We start from the raw sequence: 16,622 nt of genomic DNA, 5'->3' as shown, positions 1-16,622 counted from the left end.
CGCGCGGGGCCGGGCCCTCCGGACGGGCCCCTGGTGCGGGCTCCGTACGGCCCGGACGGCCCGGCGGACGGCCTACGGACGGAAGGTGTCGCCGGTCAGGGTGACGCGGCCGGTGGCCGGGACGGTGGCGGTGCGGTTGGCGCCGCTCTCCCAGGTGACGTTGCCCGCGGCGTCCTTGCGTACGTACTTGTAGGCGAAGGAGGTTCCGGCGGGCAGCGTCACCTCGCCCTTCCAGACCGGGTAGGCCGCGGGGTCGAGCTTGGGGGCGGCGGCCGGGTTCCAGTTGCCGAGGGCGGGCCGGTCGCCCACGACGTGGATGTTCTGCCCGGGGACGGTGGTGGCGGTGACGCCGAAGGAGGCGCCGGAGCCGGACGTCCCGGTGCCCTTGCAGGTCCGGGCGCCCGTGTGCAGGGCGACGGCGGTGCCGGCGGCCACGGTCGCCGTGAACTGCCCGCTGCCGTCGACCGTCACCGGGCGCCCGCTCTGCACGTCGCAGTAGTCACCGGCGGGCAGGCCGGTCTGGAAGGTCCGGGTGAGGGCGGAGCCGTCGTGGTTGATCGCGACGAACGCCTTGTCGCCGCGCCCGAAGGCGATCTGGTTGCCGCCGTTGTCCCACCAGTGGGTGACGCCCTGGCCGCGGGCGGCGTTGCGGAAGCCGACCATGGAGGCGATCTCGCGCCAGTCGTGCTGGCACTTCCAGCCGTCGGCGTAACAGGCGTCGACCTGACCGCCCTTGGGCGGCCCGGCGTCCTTGCTGCTCCACTCGTAACCGGAGTGGACGTCGGGGGACCCGTAGGGCCAGGCGAGCATGAAGACGTTGGCGAGGGTGTAGGCGCTGCCCGCCTTGTAGTTGAGGGTGTCGCCGCCGCGCTCGGTGTCGTGGTTGTCGACGAAGACGGCCGACTTGCCGGACTCCATGAAGCCCCAGCCCTCGCCGAAGTTCTTGAGGCTCGCCAGGGTGCCGCCCTGGAAGGCGGACTTGAGCCCGCGCCCGTACCGGAACTCCTGGACGTCCCCGGTGCCGAGGTACTCGGAGGGCGAGACGGCCTCCCCGCCCCCGTATATCGCCTCCTGCTTCCAGTAGGCGCCGGGGTTGGTCAGCTTGCCCTTGATGGCGGCGAGGTCGGCGGCGGGCATGTGCTTGGCGGCGTCGATGCGGAATCCGTCGACGCCCAGGGAGAGGAGGTCGTTGAGGTATCCGGCGATGGTGGTGCGGACGTGCTCCTCCCCCGTGTCGAGGTCGGCGAGCCCGACGAGTTCGCAGTTCTGGACGTTGGCCCGGTCCTGGTAGTTGCCGATCTGGGAGCGGCAGTCGTCCAGATCGGCGCCGGAGTACAGGCCGGGGTAGTCGTACTTGGTGTACGCGCTCCCGCCGGTGCCCGTGCCGTCGCCGGCCGCCATGTGGTTGATGACGGAGTCGGCGACGACCTTGACCCCGGCGGCGTGGCAGGTCTCCACCATGCTCCTGAAGGCGGCCCGGTCGCCGAGGCGTCCGGCGATCCGGTAGCTGACGGGCTGGTAGGCGGTCCACCACTGGTCGCCCTGGATGCGCTCCTGCGGGGGCGAGACCTGGACGAACCCGTAACCGGCGGGCCCCAGCCGGTCGGTGCAGGCCTTGGCGACGGAACTGAACCTCCACTCGAAGAGGACGGCGGTGACGTCCTTGTCGCCGGGGGCGGCGGCCATGGCCGTGGAGGCGGCCGGGCCGGTCAGGAAGGCGGCGGTGCCGGCCACGAGGGCGGCGGTGGTCGCGGAGGCGGCGGACAGCAGTCTGCGGGGCATGGGTGTTCCTCCTGTGTGGGGGGAGGCGGGTGGTGCGGGCGGCTCGGGTGCGGGTCCCGCCGCACCCCTGAAGGTTCTTGCTGCAAGAATCCGGAACTTCTTGCGGTGAGACGGTACGAGGAGGCGCAAGGGGGGTCAACCCTTTGAACAGCGGGACTTGTTCGCAATGAATGGGCAGGTCAGGGGTTTGGTGACGATTGTTCGAGGGTCGTGGGGGCCGGGTGGGGACGCCCCCGCCGCTCACCTCTGCGCGTCGCCCCGCCGGTTGACGCGGTACACGTCGGGCACGCACAGGTTCGCGGCCACCGCGGCGAGCACCAGGCCCGCGCACACCAGCAGGACGCTCGCGTCGTCCCAGGAACCGGCCGCCCACGCCACGAGCAGGTAGCCCAGCGGGATGGCCAGCCGCTCGCCGACGCCGTTCAGGGCGCTCATGCGGCCCTGTTCCGCCTGCGGCACGTGCTGCTGGAAGGCGGTGTTCCAGGCGACGATCGCGATGTCCAGCCCGATCCCCGCGACCACCGCGCTCACCAGCACGCACACCAGCGGGAGTTGGAGCCCGAGCATCGCCAGCGGCAGCGCGAGCCCGGCGCCCGCCGCGACCGCGACGGCGAGCAGGCGGTGCGGCTTCCAGCGCAGGCACACCAGGGTTCCGGCGAGCAGCCCGCCGGTGAAGGCCGCCTGGACGAAGCCCCAGTCGCGCGCCCCCGCGTAGTGGGAGGCGGCCACCAGCGGGCCCAGGAGCTGGAAACCGGCCAGCCAGGCCGCGACGAGGAGCGTGCCCGCCGCCGTGTACGTCCACAGCCAGGTGCGCGCCCGGAACCCGGCCCAGCCGGCCCGCAGATCGGCGAGCACCCCGGTGGTGGTGAGCGGCGCGTCGAGGCGCAGCCCGAGCAGCAGGACGGCCGCGACGGCGAACGTGGCCGCGTCCCAGGCGAGCGCCCAGGCGGCCCCGCTCGTCGCGACGACGACACCGCCGACGACCGGGCCGAGCACCTTGACGGCGTTCGTCGGCAGCCGGAGCAGGGCGTTGGCCTGTTGGAGGTGCCGGGCCGGAACGATCTGCGCGACGGCCCCCTGGGCGGCGGGCGCGGTGAGGGCCGCCGCGGCGCCCGAGGCGAAGCCGCACACCGCGATCGAGAGGGTGGTGGCCCGGCCGGTGGCCACGGTGAGGGCCAGCGCGCCCTGGGCGAGGGCCGCCAGCAGATTGCCGAGGAAGAGGATCCGGCTGCGCGAGAGGCGGTCGGCGAGGAGGCCGCCGACGAGGAGGAAGACGATGGCGGGGACGGTGCCCGCGGCGAGGACCGTACCGAGGGAACGGGCGCCTCCGCCCTGCTCGATGACGGCGTAGGCCAGGGCGAGGGGGGCCGCCGCGGACCCGGCGGCCGATACCAGGTTCGCCGTCACGAACCGCCGGAACCCGGGAACCCGCCACAGCGGAGGCCCGTCCGTCGGCGGGTGGGCGGCGGTCTTCAGGGTTGCTTCGGCGTCCGGCACAGCCAGGCACCCTAGCCCCGGCAGCACCTCGCGCCACAGACACCCTTTCGGCCACGGTGCCCGGCCGGCGGGGCACCGGTGCGGGTCCGCCCGGCGGGTCGCACCGCCGCGAGGGCCCGCCCCCCTTCGGGCTGCGGCCCCTCCCCCGCTTCAGCCCCGCAGGTGCCCCGTGGACCCCCGTACCACCAGTTCCGGCTGGAACACGTACTCCGTGTGCTGGACCGGGTTTCCGCCGATCTCCTCCAGCAGCGCGCCCACCGCGGCCGTCGCCATCGCCTGGACCGGCTGGCGGACCGTGGTCAGGGGCGGGTCCGTGAAGGGGATCAGGGGGGAGTCGTCGTAGCCGACCACCGAGATGTCCTCCGGGACCCGCAGGCCCCGGTCGCGGGCCGCGCGGATCACGCCGAGCGCCATCATGTCGCTGCCGCACACGATGCCCGTGCAGCCCTCGTCCAGGAGGGCGCCGGCCGCCACCTGGCCACCCTCCACGCTGAAGAAGGTGTGCTGGACGAGGCCGGGAGCGCCGGTGGCCTCGACGAAGCCCTCGCGTTTGCGGTGCGAGGGGACGAAGCGGACCGGGCCGACCGCCAGGCCCACCTTGCGGTGGCCGAGTTCCGTGAGGTGGGTGACGGCCATACGGACCGCCGCGTGGTCGTCGGGCGACACGAACGGGGCGCTGATCGCCGGGTTGTAGCCGTTGATCAGGACGTAGGGGACACCGCGTGCCGAGAGCGCCGCGTAGCGGGCCGGGTCGGCGGAGAGGTCCGCGTGCAGGCCGGAGAGGAAGATGATCCCGTCCACGCCCCGCTCGACGAGCTGCTCGACGAGTTCGTCCTCGACGGAGCCGCCGGGGATCTGGGTGCACAGGATCGGCGTGTAGCCGCGGCCCGCCAATACCTGTTCCACGACCTGCGCGAACGCCGGGAAGATCGGGTTCGTCAGCTCGGGGATGACCAGGCCCACCAGGCCCGCGCTGCGCTGGCGCAGCCGGGTCGGGCGTTCGTAGCCGAGGACGTCCAGGGCGGCCAGCACGCGCTTGCGGGTGGCTTCGGCGACGCCCGCCTTGCCGTTGAGCACGCGACTGACCGTCGCCTCGCTGACCTTCGCCTGCGCGGCTATGTGCGCCAGCCGGGGAGCGGCGGTGCCGCTCCTCGGCTGGGCGCTCTGGGCGCCCCTCGGCCCGGGGACGGTCACACGGACCACCAGGCGGTGGTGTCCGCGGGGAGGACCGCTCCGTCCTCGGCGAGGGTCACCTCGCTGGAGGACAGCAGGAGCGTGCCGGGGGCCTCGATGCGGACCGGGGCGCCCGTGGTGTTCGCCGTGCAGACGAAGCCCTCGCGGGCGAAGGCCAGGACTCCCTCCCCGGTGTCCGGCAGCCACGACACGTCCGTGCCCGCGCCCAGGCCCGGGTGCTCCCGGCGCACCGCGAGCGCCGAGCGGTACAGCTCCAGGGTGGAGGTGGGGTCGCCGGTCTGGGCCTCGACCGACAGGCCGCCCCAGGTGGCGGGCTGGGGCAGCCAGCTGCCGCCGGTGCCGAAGCCGTAGGAGGGGCCGGTGGACGTCCACGGGATCGGGACGCGGCAGCCGTCGCGGAAGCCGTCCTGGCCGGCCGCGCGGAAGAAGGACGGGTCCTGGCGGACCTCGTCGGGCAGGTCGGTGACGTCCGGGAGGCCGAGTTCCTCGCCCTGGTAGACGTACGCCGAACCCGGCAGGGCCAGCATGAGGAGGGTCGCGGCACGGGCCCGGCGCAGGCCGAGTTCGCGGTCGCCCGGGGTGCGGATCTGGGTGCCCAGGCCCGGCGGGTTGGCGAAACGGGTGGCGTGGCGGGTCACGTCGTGGTTGGAGAGCACCCAGGTGGTGGGGGCGCCGACCGGGCGCATGGCGGCCAGGGAGGAGTCGATGACCTCGCGCAGGGCGGTGGCGTCCCAGTAGGTGCCCAGGTACTGGAAGTTGAACGCCTGGTGCAGCTCGTCCGGGCGGACGTAGTTCGCGGTGCGCTCGACGGTGGGGGTCCAGGCCTCGGCGACGCCGATGCGCTCGCCCGGGTACTCGTCGAGGATCTTGCGCCACGCGCGGTAGATGTCGTGGACGCCGTCCTGGTCGAAGAACGGCATGACGTCGTTGCCGAGCAGCTTCAGCTGGTCGTGGGTGCCGAGGTCCGGGAGGCCCTCGGCCTTGACCAGCCCGTGCGCGACGTCGATGCGGAAGCCGTCGACGCCCATGTCCAGCCAGAAGCGGAGGATGGAGCGGAACTCGTCCGTGACGGCTGCGTTCTCCCAGTTGAGGTCGGGCTGCTCGGGGGCGAAGAGGTGCAGGTACCAGTCGCCCGGGGTGCCGTCGGGGTCGGTGGTACGGGTCCAGGCCGGGCCGCCGAAGACGGACTCCCAGTCGTTGGGCGGGAGCTGGCCGTCGGTGCCCTTGCCGGGGCGGAAGTGGTAGCGGTCGCGCAGGGCGGAGCCGGGGCCCTCGGCCAGGGCGCGCTTGAACCACTCGTGCTGGTCGGAGGAGTGGTTGGGGACGACGTCGGTGATGACGCGCAGGCCCAGTTCGTGGGCGTCGCGGATCAGGCCGTCGGCGTCGAGCAGGGTGCCGAACATCGGGTCGATGGCGCGGTAGTCGGCGACGTCGTAGCCGGCGTCGGCCTGCGGGGACGCGTAGAACGGGCTCAGCCAGACGGCGTCCACGCCCAGGTCGCGGAGGTAGGGCAGGCGGGCGCGGACACCGGCGAGGTCGCCCATGCCGTCGCCGTCGCCGTCGGCGAAGCTGCGGGGGTAGACCTGGTAGATCACGGCGTCGCGCCACCAGTCGGTGGGGGTGCTCGGGGTGTGAGCGGTGCCGGGGGCAGGGGCAGCGAGGTGCTGGGTCATGTCGTCCCTGGGAGGTCTGGGAGGTGCGGTGCGGTGGGGTGGGGGCGTGGGCGTGGGCGTGGGGGTGGGGTGGTGCGGGGGCCGGGGGCGTCCGGGGGCGGGGGGTGCGGCTCCGCCGGGGGCCGCCCCCTTGCCCGCCCGTTCCGCCCCCGGGGGGCGGCCCCGCCGCCCAAGGGGGCTCGGGCGAGGTGCGGGTTCGCCGCCCGAGGGGGCGGGGGGGGGTCAGCCCTTGGTGGCGCCGGCGGTCATTCCGCTCACCAGGTGGCGTTGGGCGAAGACGAAGACGATGCCGGCCGGGATCGCGATCAGTACGGACGCGGCGGCCATCGGCCCCCACTGGCTGGAGTACTGGTTGACGAACTTCTGCAGGCCGCCCGCCAGGGTCATGTTCTCGTCGCCGACCAGGAACGCCGAGGCGTAGGCGACCTCGCCCCACGCGGTGATGAAGGAGTAGAACGCGGTGACCGCGAGGCCCGGCTTGGCCAGCGGGAGGATCAGCCGCCAGAAGGTGCCGAACGGGGTCAGGCCGTCGACCTGGCCCGACTCGTCGATCTCCTGCGGGATGCCGTCGAAGAAGCCCTTCATCATCCACGCGCAGAACGGCACGGAGATGGTGAGGTACGTGATGACCAGGCCCATCGGCTGGTTCAGCAGGCCCAGCTTGGCCATGATGTTGTAGATCGGCACGATCAGGACCGCGACCGGGAACATCTGGGTGACCAGCAGGGTCCACATCAGCCAGCGCTTGCCGGGGAAGCGGAAGCGGCTGATCGCGTAGCCGGTGGTCGCCGAGACGAACACCCCGATGACGGTCGACAGGCCCGCGATGAGCAGCGAGTTGCCGAACCAGGTGAGGAACGGGGTGTCGCTGAGCAGGCTCGTGTAGTTGGTGAGCGTCGTCTCGCGGAAGAAGTCCGTGGTCGTCGCGTACTTGGCCGGCTTGAGCGAGGTCAGCAGGACCCACAGCACCGGGAAGACGGCGACGACGGACGCCACGACCAGGGTGGTGTGCAGAGCGACGGACGCGAGGGGCGAACGGCGGTCGCGGCGCTGGACGTTGGACGGCTGGCCCGTGCTGAGGGTCGTGGACCCCTTCGCCGGGCCCTGCCCCGGTCCCTTGCCGAGGATCGTCTCGGTGGTCACCAGACTTCTCCCTGCTTGCGGAGGACTCGCCGGTAGACCGCGGCGAAGATCATCAGGAGTACGAGGATCAGTACGCCCCAGGTGGACGACTGCGCGAAGTCGCGCGGGCTGATCTCGAAGGAGAACTTGTACGCCTGGGTGACGAGGATCTGGGTGGCCTCGCCGGGTCCGCCCCTGGTAAGCAGGAAGATCACCGGGAACATGTTGAACGTCCAGATGGTGCTGAGCAGGATCACGGTGGTGGAGACCGGGCGCAGCCCCGGGAGCGTGATGTGGCGGAAGCGCTGCCAGGCCGTCGCCCCGTCCATCTCGGCGGCCTCGTACAGCTCGCCGGGGATGGACTGGAGGCCGCCGAGCAGGGCGACCATCATGAAGGGGATGCCCAGCCAGACGTTCACGGAGATCACCGCGAACTTGGCCCAGGTCGGGTCGTTCAGCCACGGCACGGCGTCGATGCCGCCGCCCGCGAGGATCTTGTTGAGGAGCCCGTTGTCCTGGTTGTAGAGGAAGCGCCAGGCGAAGACGGAGACGAAGCCGGGGACCGCCCAGGGCAGCACCAGCAGCACCCGGTAGAGACCGCGGCCGGCGATCTTCCGGTTGAGGATGTTGGCGAGGCCCATGCCGAGCGCGAAGGTGATCGACACACAGGCGACGGTCCACAGCACCGTCCAGCCGAGGGTGGCCATGAACTGGCTGCCGGTGAGGGCGTCGACGTAGTTGTCGAGGCCGACGAACTTGTACGTCGCGGGCAGTTCGTTGACGCCGATGGAACGCTCGACATTGCGCTCATTGGCGTCGGTCAGCGACAGGAAGATGCCGCGGACCAGCGGGTATCCGATGATGACGCCGATGACGACCACCACGGGGGCGACCATCGTCCAGGCGTACCAGTGGGTCGAGAGCGAGCGCCGGAGGCGTCCGGGGGTCTTGCCCGTGTCGTGGTTCTGACCGGTGTCGCGGCTCCGGCCGCGGGCGGGTGCGTTCCCGCCCGCGGCCTTCACCGCCGACCGGCCGGTGTCGGCAGCAGTCATCGGGGATTCCCTAGTTCCAGCCCTTGAGGAGCTTGCGGTACGCGTCGCCGGCGTTCTTCACGCCCGCCTCGGGAGCGGTCTGGCCGGTGAGGACCTTGGTGTACTCGGTGACCAGCGGGGCGAAGAGGCTGCCGGTCTCCGGGATCCACGGGCGCTCGACGGCCTTCTCGACGACCGGCTTGAAGAAGGTGACGATCTCGTTCTTCGCGACGTCGGGCTGGGCGTAGACGGAGGTGCGGGTCGGGAGCAGGTTGAGCTCCTTGGTGACCTGCGCCTGGACCTCGGGCGAGCTCATGTAGTCGACGAAGGCGTAGCTGGCGTCCAGGTTCTTGGAGCCGGCGTACACGGCGAGGTTGTGGCCGCCCTGCGGGGCGCCCTGCTTGACCGAGCCGGCCGGGACCGGGGCGATGCCCAGGTTGGACTTGTCCTTGAACTGGTCGCCGGCGTAGGTGTCGGCGATCGCCCACGGGCCGTTGATCATCATCGCGACGTCGCCGGACTTGAACGCCTTCTGCATGTTGTCGAAGCCGTCGGTGGCGTCGGTCTTGGCGGCACCGGAGGTCACCAGGTCCTTGGCGACGTTCATGGCCTTGACGCCGGCCGCGTTGTCGATGGTGATCTTCTTGTTCTTGGCGTCGACCAGGTCACCGCCCTCGCCGTAGAGGAAGGAGAGGAACCAGTACGCGTCGTCGCCGCGCAGGTACATGCCGGTCTTGCCGGTCTTCTCCTTGATCTTCTTCGCGGCGGTCTTCAGGTCGGCGATGGTCCCGGGGACCTCGACGCCCGCGTCCTTGAGCATCTTCTTGTTGTAGAAGATGCCCATGGAGTCGATGACCTGCGGGACCGCGTAGGTCTTGTCCTTGTACTTCGTCGAGGCGGCGGCCTGCTTGAGGAAGTCGCCCTCGTTCTTCAGGGCGGTGGTGCCGTCCAGCGGGGCCAGGTAGCCGAGGTCCGCGAAGTCGGGGGTCCAGGCGACCTCGGAGCGGATGACGTCGGGGGCGCCGGAGCCCGCCTGTGCGGCGTTCTTGAACTTGTTCTGCGCGTCGCCGAAGGGCACGTTGACGTACTTGACGGTGACCTTGGGGTGCTTCTTGGTGAAGTCCTCGGCGATCTTCTTGAAGACCTTGTCCTCGCTGCCGACCGTGGAGGTGTCCCACCAGGTGACCTCGCCGGCCAGCTCGCCGCCCGAGCCCTTGCTCTGCTTGCCGTCCTCGCCGCCGCAAGCGGTCGCCGCGAGCGCCAGGGTCGCGACCAGGGCGGTGGCTGCTATGCCACGTCGCATCTGAACTCCTTCAACTGCCGTACCGCTCCGTCGCGGCGCCGGGTCGGGAGGAACGTAACAAGCCTGAAAGAAGTCCGAAAGAGTTTGCGGGAAATTTCTGCAAGAAGGGTCGATCGTTACGCCCACGTGTCCTGCGGATTGCCGCCGGATCCCTTGCGTGGCAGGTCGGACCGGGTTACGGGGCGACACAGTGGCCCCCGTCACAGCTTTCGCAAGAACTTGCAAGGCTGTTACTTTCGAGGGGTCCCGGCGTTGATCCCGTAGTCGCAGCTACGAGAACCCGCCAGCAAGGGAGCACCATGACAGCCGCACTCCCGGCCCCGACCGCCGCAGCCGCCGCCCCGTCGCGGTGGTGGCGCGACGCCGTGATCTACCAGGTGTACGTCCGGTCCTTCGCCGACAGCGACGGGGACGGCGTCGGCGACCTGCCCGGCATCACCGCACGCCTGCCCCACCTCGCCGCACTGGGCGTGGACGCCGTGTGGCTGACCCCCTTCTACGCCTCGCCGCAGGCCGACGGCGGCTACGACGTGGCGGACTACCGCGAGGTCGACCCGCTCTTCGGGACGCTGGCGGACGCCGACCGGCTCATCGCCACCGCGCACGAGCACGGGCTGCGGGTCATCGTGGACGTGGTGCCCAACCACACCTCCGACCGGCACGCCTGGTTCCGGGGCGCCCTGGCCGGCGGCCCGGAGCGGGACCTCTACCACTTCCGCCCCGGCAAGGGCACCGACGGCCAACTCCCGCCCAACGACTGGGAGTCCGTCTTCGGCGGCCCGGCCTGGACCCGTACCACCGACCCCGACGGCACCCCGGGCGACTGGTACCTGCACCTCTTCGCCCCCCAGCAGCCCGACCTCAACTGGGAGAACCCGGCCGTGCACGCCGAGTTCGACTCGATCCTGCGGTTCTGGCTGGAGCGGGGCGTGGACGGCTTCCGCGTCGACGTCGCGCACGGCATGGTCAAGGCCCCCGGGATGCCCGACATCGGGGCCCGCGAGCAGGCGAAGATGATCGGCTCGCAGGTGCTGCCGTTCTTCGACCAGGACGGGGTGCACGCCGTGCACCGCAACTGGCGCCGCCTGCTGGAGAGTTACGGCGGCGAACGGATCGGGGTCGCGGAGGCCTGGGCCCCCTCCCCCGAGCGGCTCGCGCTGTACGTACGGCCCGACGAGCTGCACCAGGCGTTCAACTTCCAGTTCCTCGGCTGCCCCTGGGACGCGGAGGCGATGCGGGCGGTGGTGGACGCCTCGCTGGCCGCCGCGGGATCGGTCGGCGCCCCCACCACCTGGGTGCTCTCCAACCACGACGTGGTCCGCCACCTCTCCCGGTACGGGGCCGGGGACGACGCGCTCGGACTGCGCAGGGCGCGCGCCGCCGCCCTGCTGATGCTGGCGCTGCCCGGATCCGCATACCTCTACCAGGGCGAGGAGCTCGGGCTCCCCGAGGTCACCGACCTGCCCGACGAGGTCAGGCAGGACCCCTCCTTCTTCCGCACCGACGGACAGGACGGGCTGCGCGACGGATGCCGGGTGCCGATCCCGTGGGAGGGCGAGGAGGCACCGTACGGCTTCGGCACCGCGGCGGGCTGGCTGCCGCAGCCGGCCTCCTGGCGGTCGCTGAGCGTGGCCGCCCAGACCGGCGACGCCGACTCGACGCTGGAGCTGTACCGCCGGGCGCTTCGGCTGCGCAAGGAACTCGACGGCCTCGGCGACGGCGGGATGCGGTGGCAGCAGTCCCCGCCGGGCCTGCTCGACCTCGTCCGCCCCGGCTTCCGCTGCACCCTCAACACGGGCCCGCTGCCCGTCCAACTCCCCCGCCCCGGAAGCCTCCTGCTCTCCTCCGCGCACCTCGCGGCGGACGGCGAAACCATCACCCTTCCGGCTGATTCCTGTGCTTGGTGGGCAATCTGACATGAGCCCGGTAAGGTCCAACGTCATGACCGCACGGCTAGCCGACATCGCAGCACAGGCGGGGGTCAGCGAAGCGACGGTCAGCCGGGTCCTGAACGGCAAGCCCGGTGTTGCCTCGGGCACCCGCGAGTCCGTCCTCGCCGCACTCGACGTCCTCGGGTACGAGCGGCCGGTCCGGCTGCGCCGCCTCAGCGCCGGCCTCGTCGGACTGATCACCCCCGAGCTGGAGAACCCGATCTTCCCCGCGCTCGCGCAGGTGATCGGCCAGGCGCTGACCCGCCAGGGCTACACCCCGGTGCTGGCCACCCAGACCCCCGGCGGCTCCACCGAGGACGAGCTGACCGAGATGCTGGTGGCGCGCGGCGTCTCCGGCATCATCTTCGTCTCCGGGCTCCACGCGGACACCACCGCCGACATGGCGCGCTACGAGCAGCTGCGCGCGCAGGGCGTTCCCTTCGTCCTCGTCGACGGTTTCTCGCCGAAGGTCCGGGCGCCGTTCATCTCGCCGGACGACCGGGCCGCGATGCGGCTCGCGGTCACCCATCTCGCGGCGCTCGGCCACACCCGGATAGGGCTGGCCGTCGGGCCCAAGCGGTTCGTGCCGGTGCTCCGCAAGATCGAGGGCTTCCGCGCCAGCATGGGCGAGCGGTACGCGATGCCCGCCGAGGAGGCGGACGAACTCGTCCAGCACTCGCTCTACACCCTGGAGGGCGGCCAGGCCGCCGCCTCCGCCCTGATCGAGCGGGGCTGCACCGCCGTGGTCTGCGCCAGCGACATGATGGCGCTCGGCGCCGTCAGGGCGGCCCGGCGGATGGGACTGGAGGTGCCCGGGGACGTCTCGGTCGTCGGTTTCGACGACTCCCCCCTCATAGCGTTCACCGACCCGCCGCTGACCACCATCCGCAAGCCGGTCACCGCGATGGGCCAGGCGGCGGTCCGCGCCCTGCTGGAGGAGGTCGGCGGCACACCCGCCCCGCACAGCGAGTTCGTCTTCATGCCGGAGCTGGTCGTACGCGGGTCAACCGCCTCAGGACCTCGTCCTTGAGGGGGATACGGACCGGTCCTAAACCCACCCGAGGATGATCGGTGCCGGATAACGATCTGGCAGACTTCCGTCCCATGGGTGAAGCGACTACGAGAACCGAGGCAGGCCACAGGGCCACCACTTCGTCACCCAAGGTGAGCGAGGAGGGGTCAGCCGCGCCCCGGCTCTCACTGATCGCACGCATCCGGTCACCGCGCCGCCCGCGCGTCTGGTTCGAGATCCTGCTGATCGCGGTCAGCTACTGGATCTACTCGCTGGTCCGCAACGCCGTCCCCGAGCAGAAGGCCAAGGCACTCGCCAACGCCGACTGGATCTGGAAGGTCGAGCAGGACCTCGGGATCGCCGTGGAGAAGTCGATCAACCATGCGATCGACTCCGTGACCTGGCTCATCGTCTCGATGAACTACTACTACGCCACGTTGCACTTCCTGGTCACGCTCGGTGTGCTGGTGTGGCTCTACCGGTGGCAGCCGGGGCGGTACGCCGCCTCCCGCACCATCCTCTTCGCCACGACCGGCGTCGCCCTGGTCGGCTACTACCTGTACCCGCTGGCCCCGCCCCGCCTGATGAACGGCGGCGGCTTCGTCGACACCGTGCTGGTGCACCACACCTGGGGGTCGATGGCCTCCGGCGACCTCAAGCACATGACGAACCAGTACGCGGCGATGCCCTCGATGCACATCGGCTGGTCCACCTGGTGCGGCCTGACGATCTTCTTCCTGGCGTCGGCGCCGTGGGCCCGGATCCTCGGCCTCCTCTACCCGGCCCTGACCCTGGTCGTGATCGTCGCGACGGCCAACCACTTCTGGCTGGACGCGGTGGGCGGCATCCTCTGCCTCGCCTTCGGCTACGCGGTCGCCTACGCCTGGTACGGCTCGCTGCCGCACCGCCTGCCCAAGCTGGTGGGCACGGGCGGACGCTCCCGGACACTGCTGCCGGCCGGCGCCTGACGCCCCCGGCTGCCGCCTGGCGTGCGCAGGGCCCCGCGCGCCGGGACACGCCCTAGGCTCGGTACCCGCAGCGCACGTACCGAGAAAGAGGGCGGGAACAGACCATGACCGTGCCAGGCCGCCGCAGCAGCACCTTCACGCGTCTCATCCGGCACGGGTTCACCGACCCCTCCACCTCCGAGCGGCTGCTCGCCGAGGACGCCCTCGCCTCGGTGCGGGCCGACCCCGTGCTGCTGGACGCCCTCGGCGCGACCGCCGACCCGGACCTCGCCCTGCTGGGTCTCGTACGGCTCGCGGAGGCGCAGCCGGACGAGGAGGAGCGGCAGGAGTTCCTCCGCACCCTGGTCTCCGCCAAACCGCTGCGCGACCGGCTGCTGGGCGTCATGGGCGCCTCCGAGGCCCTCGCCGACCACCTCGCCCGCCACCCGGGCGACTGGCACGCGCTGCTCACCTACGAGGCGGCGGACCTGCACCCCGGGGTGCCGGAGTTCGAGCACGGGCTCGCCGCCGCCGAGGACCCGGTGGCCCTGCGGGTCGCCTACCGGCGGTGCCTGCTGTCGATAGCGGCCCGGGACGTGTGCGGCACCACCGACGTCGCCGAGACCGCGGCCGAGCTGGCCGACCTGGCGACCGCCACCCTGCGCGCCGCCCTGGCCATCGCCCGCCGCGCCGCGCCCGACGACGCGGCGCTGTGCCGGCTCGCGGTGATCGCGATGGGCAAGTGCGGCGGCCACGAGCTGAACTACATCTCCGACGTGGACGTGATCTTCGTCGCCGAGGCCGTCGACGGCGCCGACGAGGACAAGGCGGTACGGGCCGCCACCCGGCTCGCCTCGCACCTGATGCGGATCTGCTCGGAGACCACCGTCGAGGGCACCATCTGGCCGGTGGACGCCAACCTCCGCCCCGAGGGCCGCAACGGCCCCCTGGTCCGCACCCTCTCCAGCCATGTCGCCTACTACCAGCGGTGGGCCAAGACCTGGGAGTTCCAGGCGCTGCTGAAGGCGCGCCCGGTGGCCGGGGACCTGTCGCTGGGCGAGGACTACATCGAGGCGCTGTCGCCGATGGTGTGGCAGGCCGCGGAGCGGGAGAACTTCGTCCACGACGTGCAGCGGATGCGCCGCCGGGTCGTCGACAACATCCCGCTCGGCGAGCTGGAGCGCGAGCTGAAGCTGGGCCCCGGCGGGCTGCGGGACGTCGAGTTCGCCGTACAGCTGCTCCAGCTGGTGCACGGGCGCAGCGACGCCACCCTGCACAGCGGTACGACGCTGGAGGCGCTGGCGGCACTGGCGGCCGGCGGGTACGTGGGGCGGGCGGACGCGGCGCAGCTCGACGAGGCGTACCGGTTCCTGCGGAAGATGGAGCACCGCATCCAGCTGTACCGGCTGCGCCGCACCCACCTGGTGCCGGAGTCCGAGGCGGATCTGCGGCGGCTCGGCCGGTCGCTGGGGCTGCGCGGCGAGCCGGTGACCGAGCTGCAGAGCGTGTGGAAGCGGCACTCGTCGGTGGTGCGGCGGCTGCACGAGAAGCTGTTCTACCGCCCGCTGCTCGACGCGGTGGCCCAACTGGCGCCCGGCGAGACCCGGTTGAGCCCGCGCGCGGCCGGCCAGCGGCTGGAGGCGCTGGGGTACGCGGACCCGGTGGGCGCGCTGCGCCACCTGGAGGCGCTGTCGTCGGGGGTGACCCGCAAGGCCGCCATCCAGCGCACCCTGCTGCCGGTGCTGCTCGGCTGGTTCGCCGACTCCGCCGATCCGGACGCGGGTCTGCTGGGCTTCAGGAAGGTGTCGGACGCGCTCGGCAAGACCCCCTGGTACCTGCGGCTGCTGCGGGACGAGGGCGCGGCGGCGGAGAACCTGGCCCGGGTGCTGTCCGCCGGGCGGCTCGCCCCCGACCTGCTGCTGCGGGCCCCGGAGGCGGTGGCGATCCTCGGCGACCCCAAGGGGCTCAGCCCGCGCACCCGTGAGCACCTGGAGCAGGAGGTGCTGGCCGCGGTCGGCCGTGCGGACGGGGCCGAGGCGGCGGTGGCCGCGGCGCGCGGGGTGCGGCGCAGGGAGCTCTTCCGTACCACCGCCGCCGACATCATCGGCAGTTACGGCACGGAGGACAGCCCGGCGGAGTCCGACCCGGGGGCCCTGGTGGACCGGGTGGGCGGGGCGGTCACCGCGCTGAACGCGGCGACGCTCGCGGGTGCGCTGCGGGCGGCGGTGCGCGAGCAGTGGGGCGACGAGCTGCCCACCCGGTTCGCGGTGATCGGCATGGGCCGCTTCGGCGGGCACGAGCTGGGCTACGGCTCCGACGCCGACGTGCTGTTCGTGCACGAGCCGCGCGAGGGCGTCGACGAGCAGGAGGCGGCGCGGGCGGCGAACAAGGTCGTCGCCGAGATGCGAAGACTCCTCCAACTGCCCACCGCTGACCCGCCGTTGCTGATCGACGCGGACCTGCGCCCGGAGGGCAAGAGCGGGCCGCTGGTGCGCACCCTGAAGTCGTACGAGGCGTACTACCGGCGCTGGTCGCTGGTCTGGGAGAGCCAGGCGCTGCTGCGGGCCTACCCGATGGCGGGCGACGCGGACCTCGGGCGGCGCTTCGTCGAGCTGGTGGACCCGCTGCGCTACCCGATGGAGGGGCTGGGCGAGGACGCGGTCCGCGAGATCCGCCGGCTCAAGGCGCGGATGGAGTCGGAGCGGATGCCGCGCGGCGCGGACCCCACCCTGCACACGAAGCTGGGCCGGGGCGGGCTGAGCGACGTCGAGTGGACGGTCCAGCTGCTGCAGATGCAGCACGGCTGGGCCGAGCCGGGGCTGCGCACCACGCGCACCCGGGAGGCGCTGGCGGCGGCGCACGCGGCGGGGCTGATCCCGACGGAGGAGGCGGCCATCCTCGACGAGGCGTGGGTGCTGGCCTCCCGGGTGCGCAACGGGGTGATGCTGGTGCGCGGGCGGGCCGGTGACACGTTCCCCTCGGACGGCCGCGAACTGGCCGCCATGGGCCGCTACCTGGGGTACGACCCGGGGCACGTCGGGGACATGCTGGACGACTACCGGCGGCTGACGAGGCGGGCGCGCGGGGTGGTGGAGGAGCTGTTCTACGGGGCGTAGCGGTGCCCCCGGCC

General features: G+C 72.1%; 11 protein-coding genes. 4 read left to right on the top strand and 7 right to left on the bottom strand.

The annotated features are described in order from the left end of the window. Positions 1–72: 72 nt before the first annotated feature. The 7 genes from ACFYVL_RS19990 to ACFYVL_RS19960 all read right to left on the bottom strand — a co-directional run bounded on the left by ACFYVL_RS19990 (position 73) and on the right by ACFYVL_RS19960 (position 9,602). Positions 73–1,782: a carbohydrate-binding module family 20 domain-containing protein gene (locus ACFYVL_RS19990; RefSeq protein WP_389246479.1), complete on the bottom strand. Its 1,710-nt coding sequence runs from the start codon at positions 1,780–1,782 to the stop codon at positions 73–75. Between the two features lie 240 nt (positions 1,783–2,022). Beyond that, positions 2,023–3,258, bottom strand: coding sequence for an MFS transporter (locus tag ACFYVL_RS19985; RefSeq protein WP_389246589.1), 1,236 nt, complete (start codon positions 3,256–3,258; stop codon positions 2,023–2,025). 171 nt (positions 3,259–3,429) lie between these two features. Next, positions 3,430–4,485, bottom strand: coding sequence for a LacI family DNA-binding transcriptional regulator (locus tag ACFYVL_RS19980; protein WP_389246587.1), 1,056 nt, complete (start codon positions 4,483–4,485; stop codon positions 3,430–3,432). Continuing rightward, a complete protein-coding gene (locus tag ACFYVL_RS19975; RefSeq protein WP_389246476.1) occupies positions 4,470–6,146 on the bottom strand; it encodes a glycoside hydrolase family 13 protein in 1,677 nt (558 codons plus the stop codon). The genes ACFYVL_RS19980 and ACFYVL_RS19975 overlap by 16 nt, the downstream gene beginning before the upstream one ends. Before the next feature lie 222 nt (positions 6,147–6,368). Next, a complete protein-coding gene (locus tag ACFYVL_RS19970; protein ID WP_389246586.1) occupies positions 6,369–7,160 on the bottom strand; it encodes a sugar ABC transporter permease in 792 nt (263 codons plus the stop codon). Between the two features lie 125 nt (positions 7,161–7,285). Then, a complete protein-coding gene (locus ACFYVL_RS19965; RefSeq protein ID WP_389246474.1) occupies positions 7,286–8,320 on the bottom strand; it encodes a carbohydrate ABC transporter permease in 1,035 nt (344 codons plus the stop codon). A 10-nt stretch (positions 8,321–8,330) separates the two neighbouring features. Beyond that, the gene (locus tag ACFYVL_RS19960; protein ID WP_389246473.1) at positions 8,331–9,602 is read right to left on the bottom strand and encodes an extracellular solute-binding protein; all 1,272 of its coding nucleotides are present in this window, start codon (positions 9,600–9,602) and stop codon (positions 8,331–8,333) included. Positions 9,603–9,901: 299 nt separating this feature from the next. Between ACFYVL_RS19960 and ACFYVL_RS19955 the strand changes: the two genes are divergently transcribed. The 4 genes from ACFYVL_RS19955 (at position 9,902) to ACFYVL_RS19940 (ending at position 16,608) form a co-directional block, all read left to right on the top strand. Next, positions 9,902–11,518 (top strand): glycoside hydrolase family 13 protein, encoded by a 1,617-nt coding sequence (locus tag ACFYVL_RS19955; protein WP_389246471.1) that lies wholly within the window; start codon positions 9,902–9,904, stop codon positions 11,516–11,518. A gap of 25 nt (positions 11,519–11,543) precedes the next feature. Next, on the top strand, positions 11,544–12,563 hold the full coding sequence (locus ACFYVL_RS19950) for a LacI family DNA-binding transcriptional regulator (RefSeq protein ID WP_389246469.1): 1,020 nt from the start codon (positions 11,544–11,546) through the stop codon (positions 12,561–12,563). A gap of 74 nt (positions 12,564–12,637) precedes the next feature. Then, positions 12,638–13,513, top strand: a complete 876-nt coding sequence (locus ACFYVL_RS19945; protein ID WP_389246467.1) for a phosphatase PAP2 family protein — start codon at positions 12,638–12,640, stop codon at positions 13,511–13,513. A gap of 104 nt (positions 13,514–13,617) precedes the next feature. Continuing rightward, on the top strand, positions 13,618–16,608 hold the full coding sequence (locus ACFYVL_RS19940; RefSeq protein ID WP_389246465.1) for a bifunctional [glutamine synthetase] adenylyltransferase/[glutamine synthetase]-adenylyl-L-tyrosine phosphorylase: 2,991 nt from the start codon (positions 13,618–13,620) through the stop codon (positions 16,606–16,608). The last annotated feature ends 14 nt before the right edge of the window (positions 16,609–16,622 follow it).

The organism is Streptomyces sp. NPDC004111, from assembly GCF_042874215.1.
Classification (GTDB): domain Bacteria; phylum Actinomycetota; class Actinomycetes; order Streptomycetales; family Streptomycetaceae; genus Streptomyces.
This window is presented reverse-complemented; position numbering and strand designations above follow the sequence as displayed.

What these genes read in the sequence shown, in the direction of transcription:
- ACFYVL_RS19940 (WP_389246465.1), top strand. Translation starts at nt 13,618, where the DNA reads ATGACCGTGCCAGGCCGCCGCAGCAGCACCTTCACGCGTCTCATCCGG.
- ACFYVL_RS19990 (WP_389246479.1), bottom strand. Translation starts at nt 1,782, where the DNA reads ATGCCCCGCAGACTGCTGTCCGCCGCCTCCGCGACCACCGCCGCCCTC.
- ACFYVL_RS19945 (WP_389246467.1), top strand. Translation starts at nt 12,638, where the DNA reads ATGGGTGAAGCGACTACGAGAACCGAGGCAGGCCACAGGGCCACCACT.
- ACFYVL_RS19960 (WP_389246473.1), bottom strand. Translation starts at nt 9,602, where the DNA reads ATGCGACGTGGCATAGCAGCCACCGCCCTGGTCGCGACCCTGGCGCTC.
- ACFYVL_RS19955 (WP_389246471.1), top strand. Translation starts at nt 9,902, where the DNA reads ATGACAGCCGCACTCCCGGCCCCGACCGCCGCAGCCGCCGCCCCGTCG.
- ACFYVL_RS19975 (WP_389246476.1), bottom strand. Translation starts at nt 6,146, where the DNA reads ATGACCCAGCACCTCGCTGCCCCTGCCCCCGGCACCGCTCACACCCCG.
- ACFYVL_RS19965 (WP_389246474.1), bottom strand. Translation starts at nt 8,320, where the DNA reads ATGACTGCTGCCGACACCGGCCGGTCGGCGGTGAAGGCCGCGGGCGGG.
- ACFYVL_RS19950 (WP_389246469.1), top strand. Translation starts at nt 11,544, where the DNA reads ATGACCGCACGGCTAGCCGACATCGCAGCACAGGCGGGGGTCAGCGAA.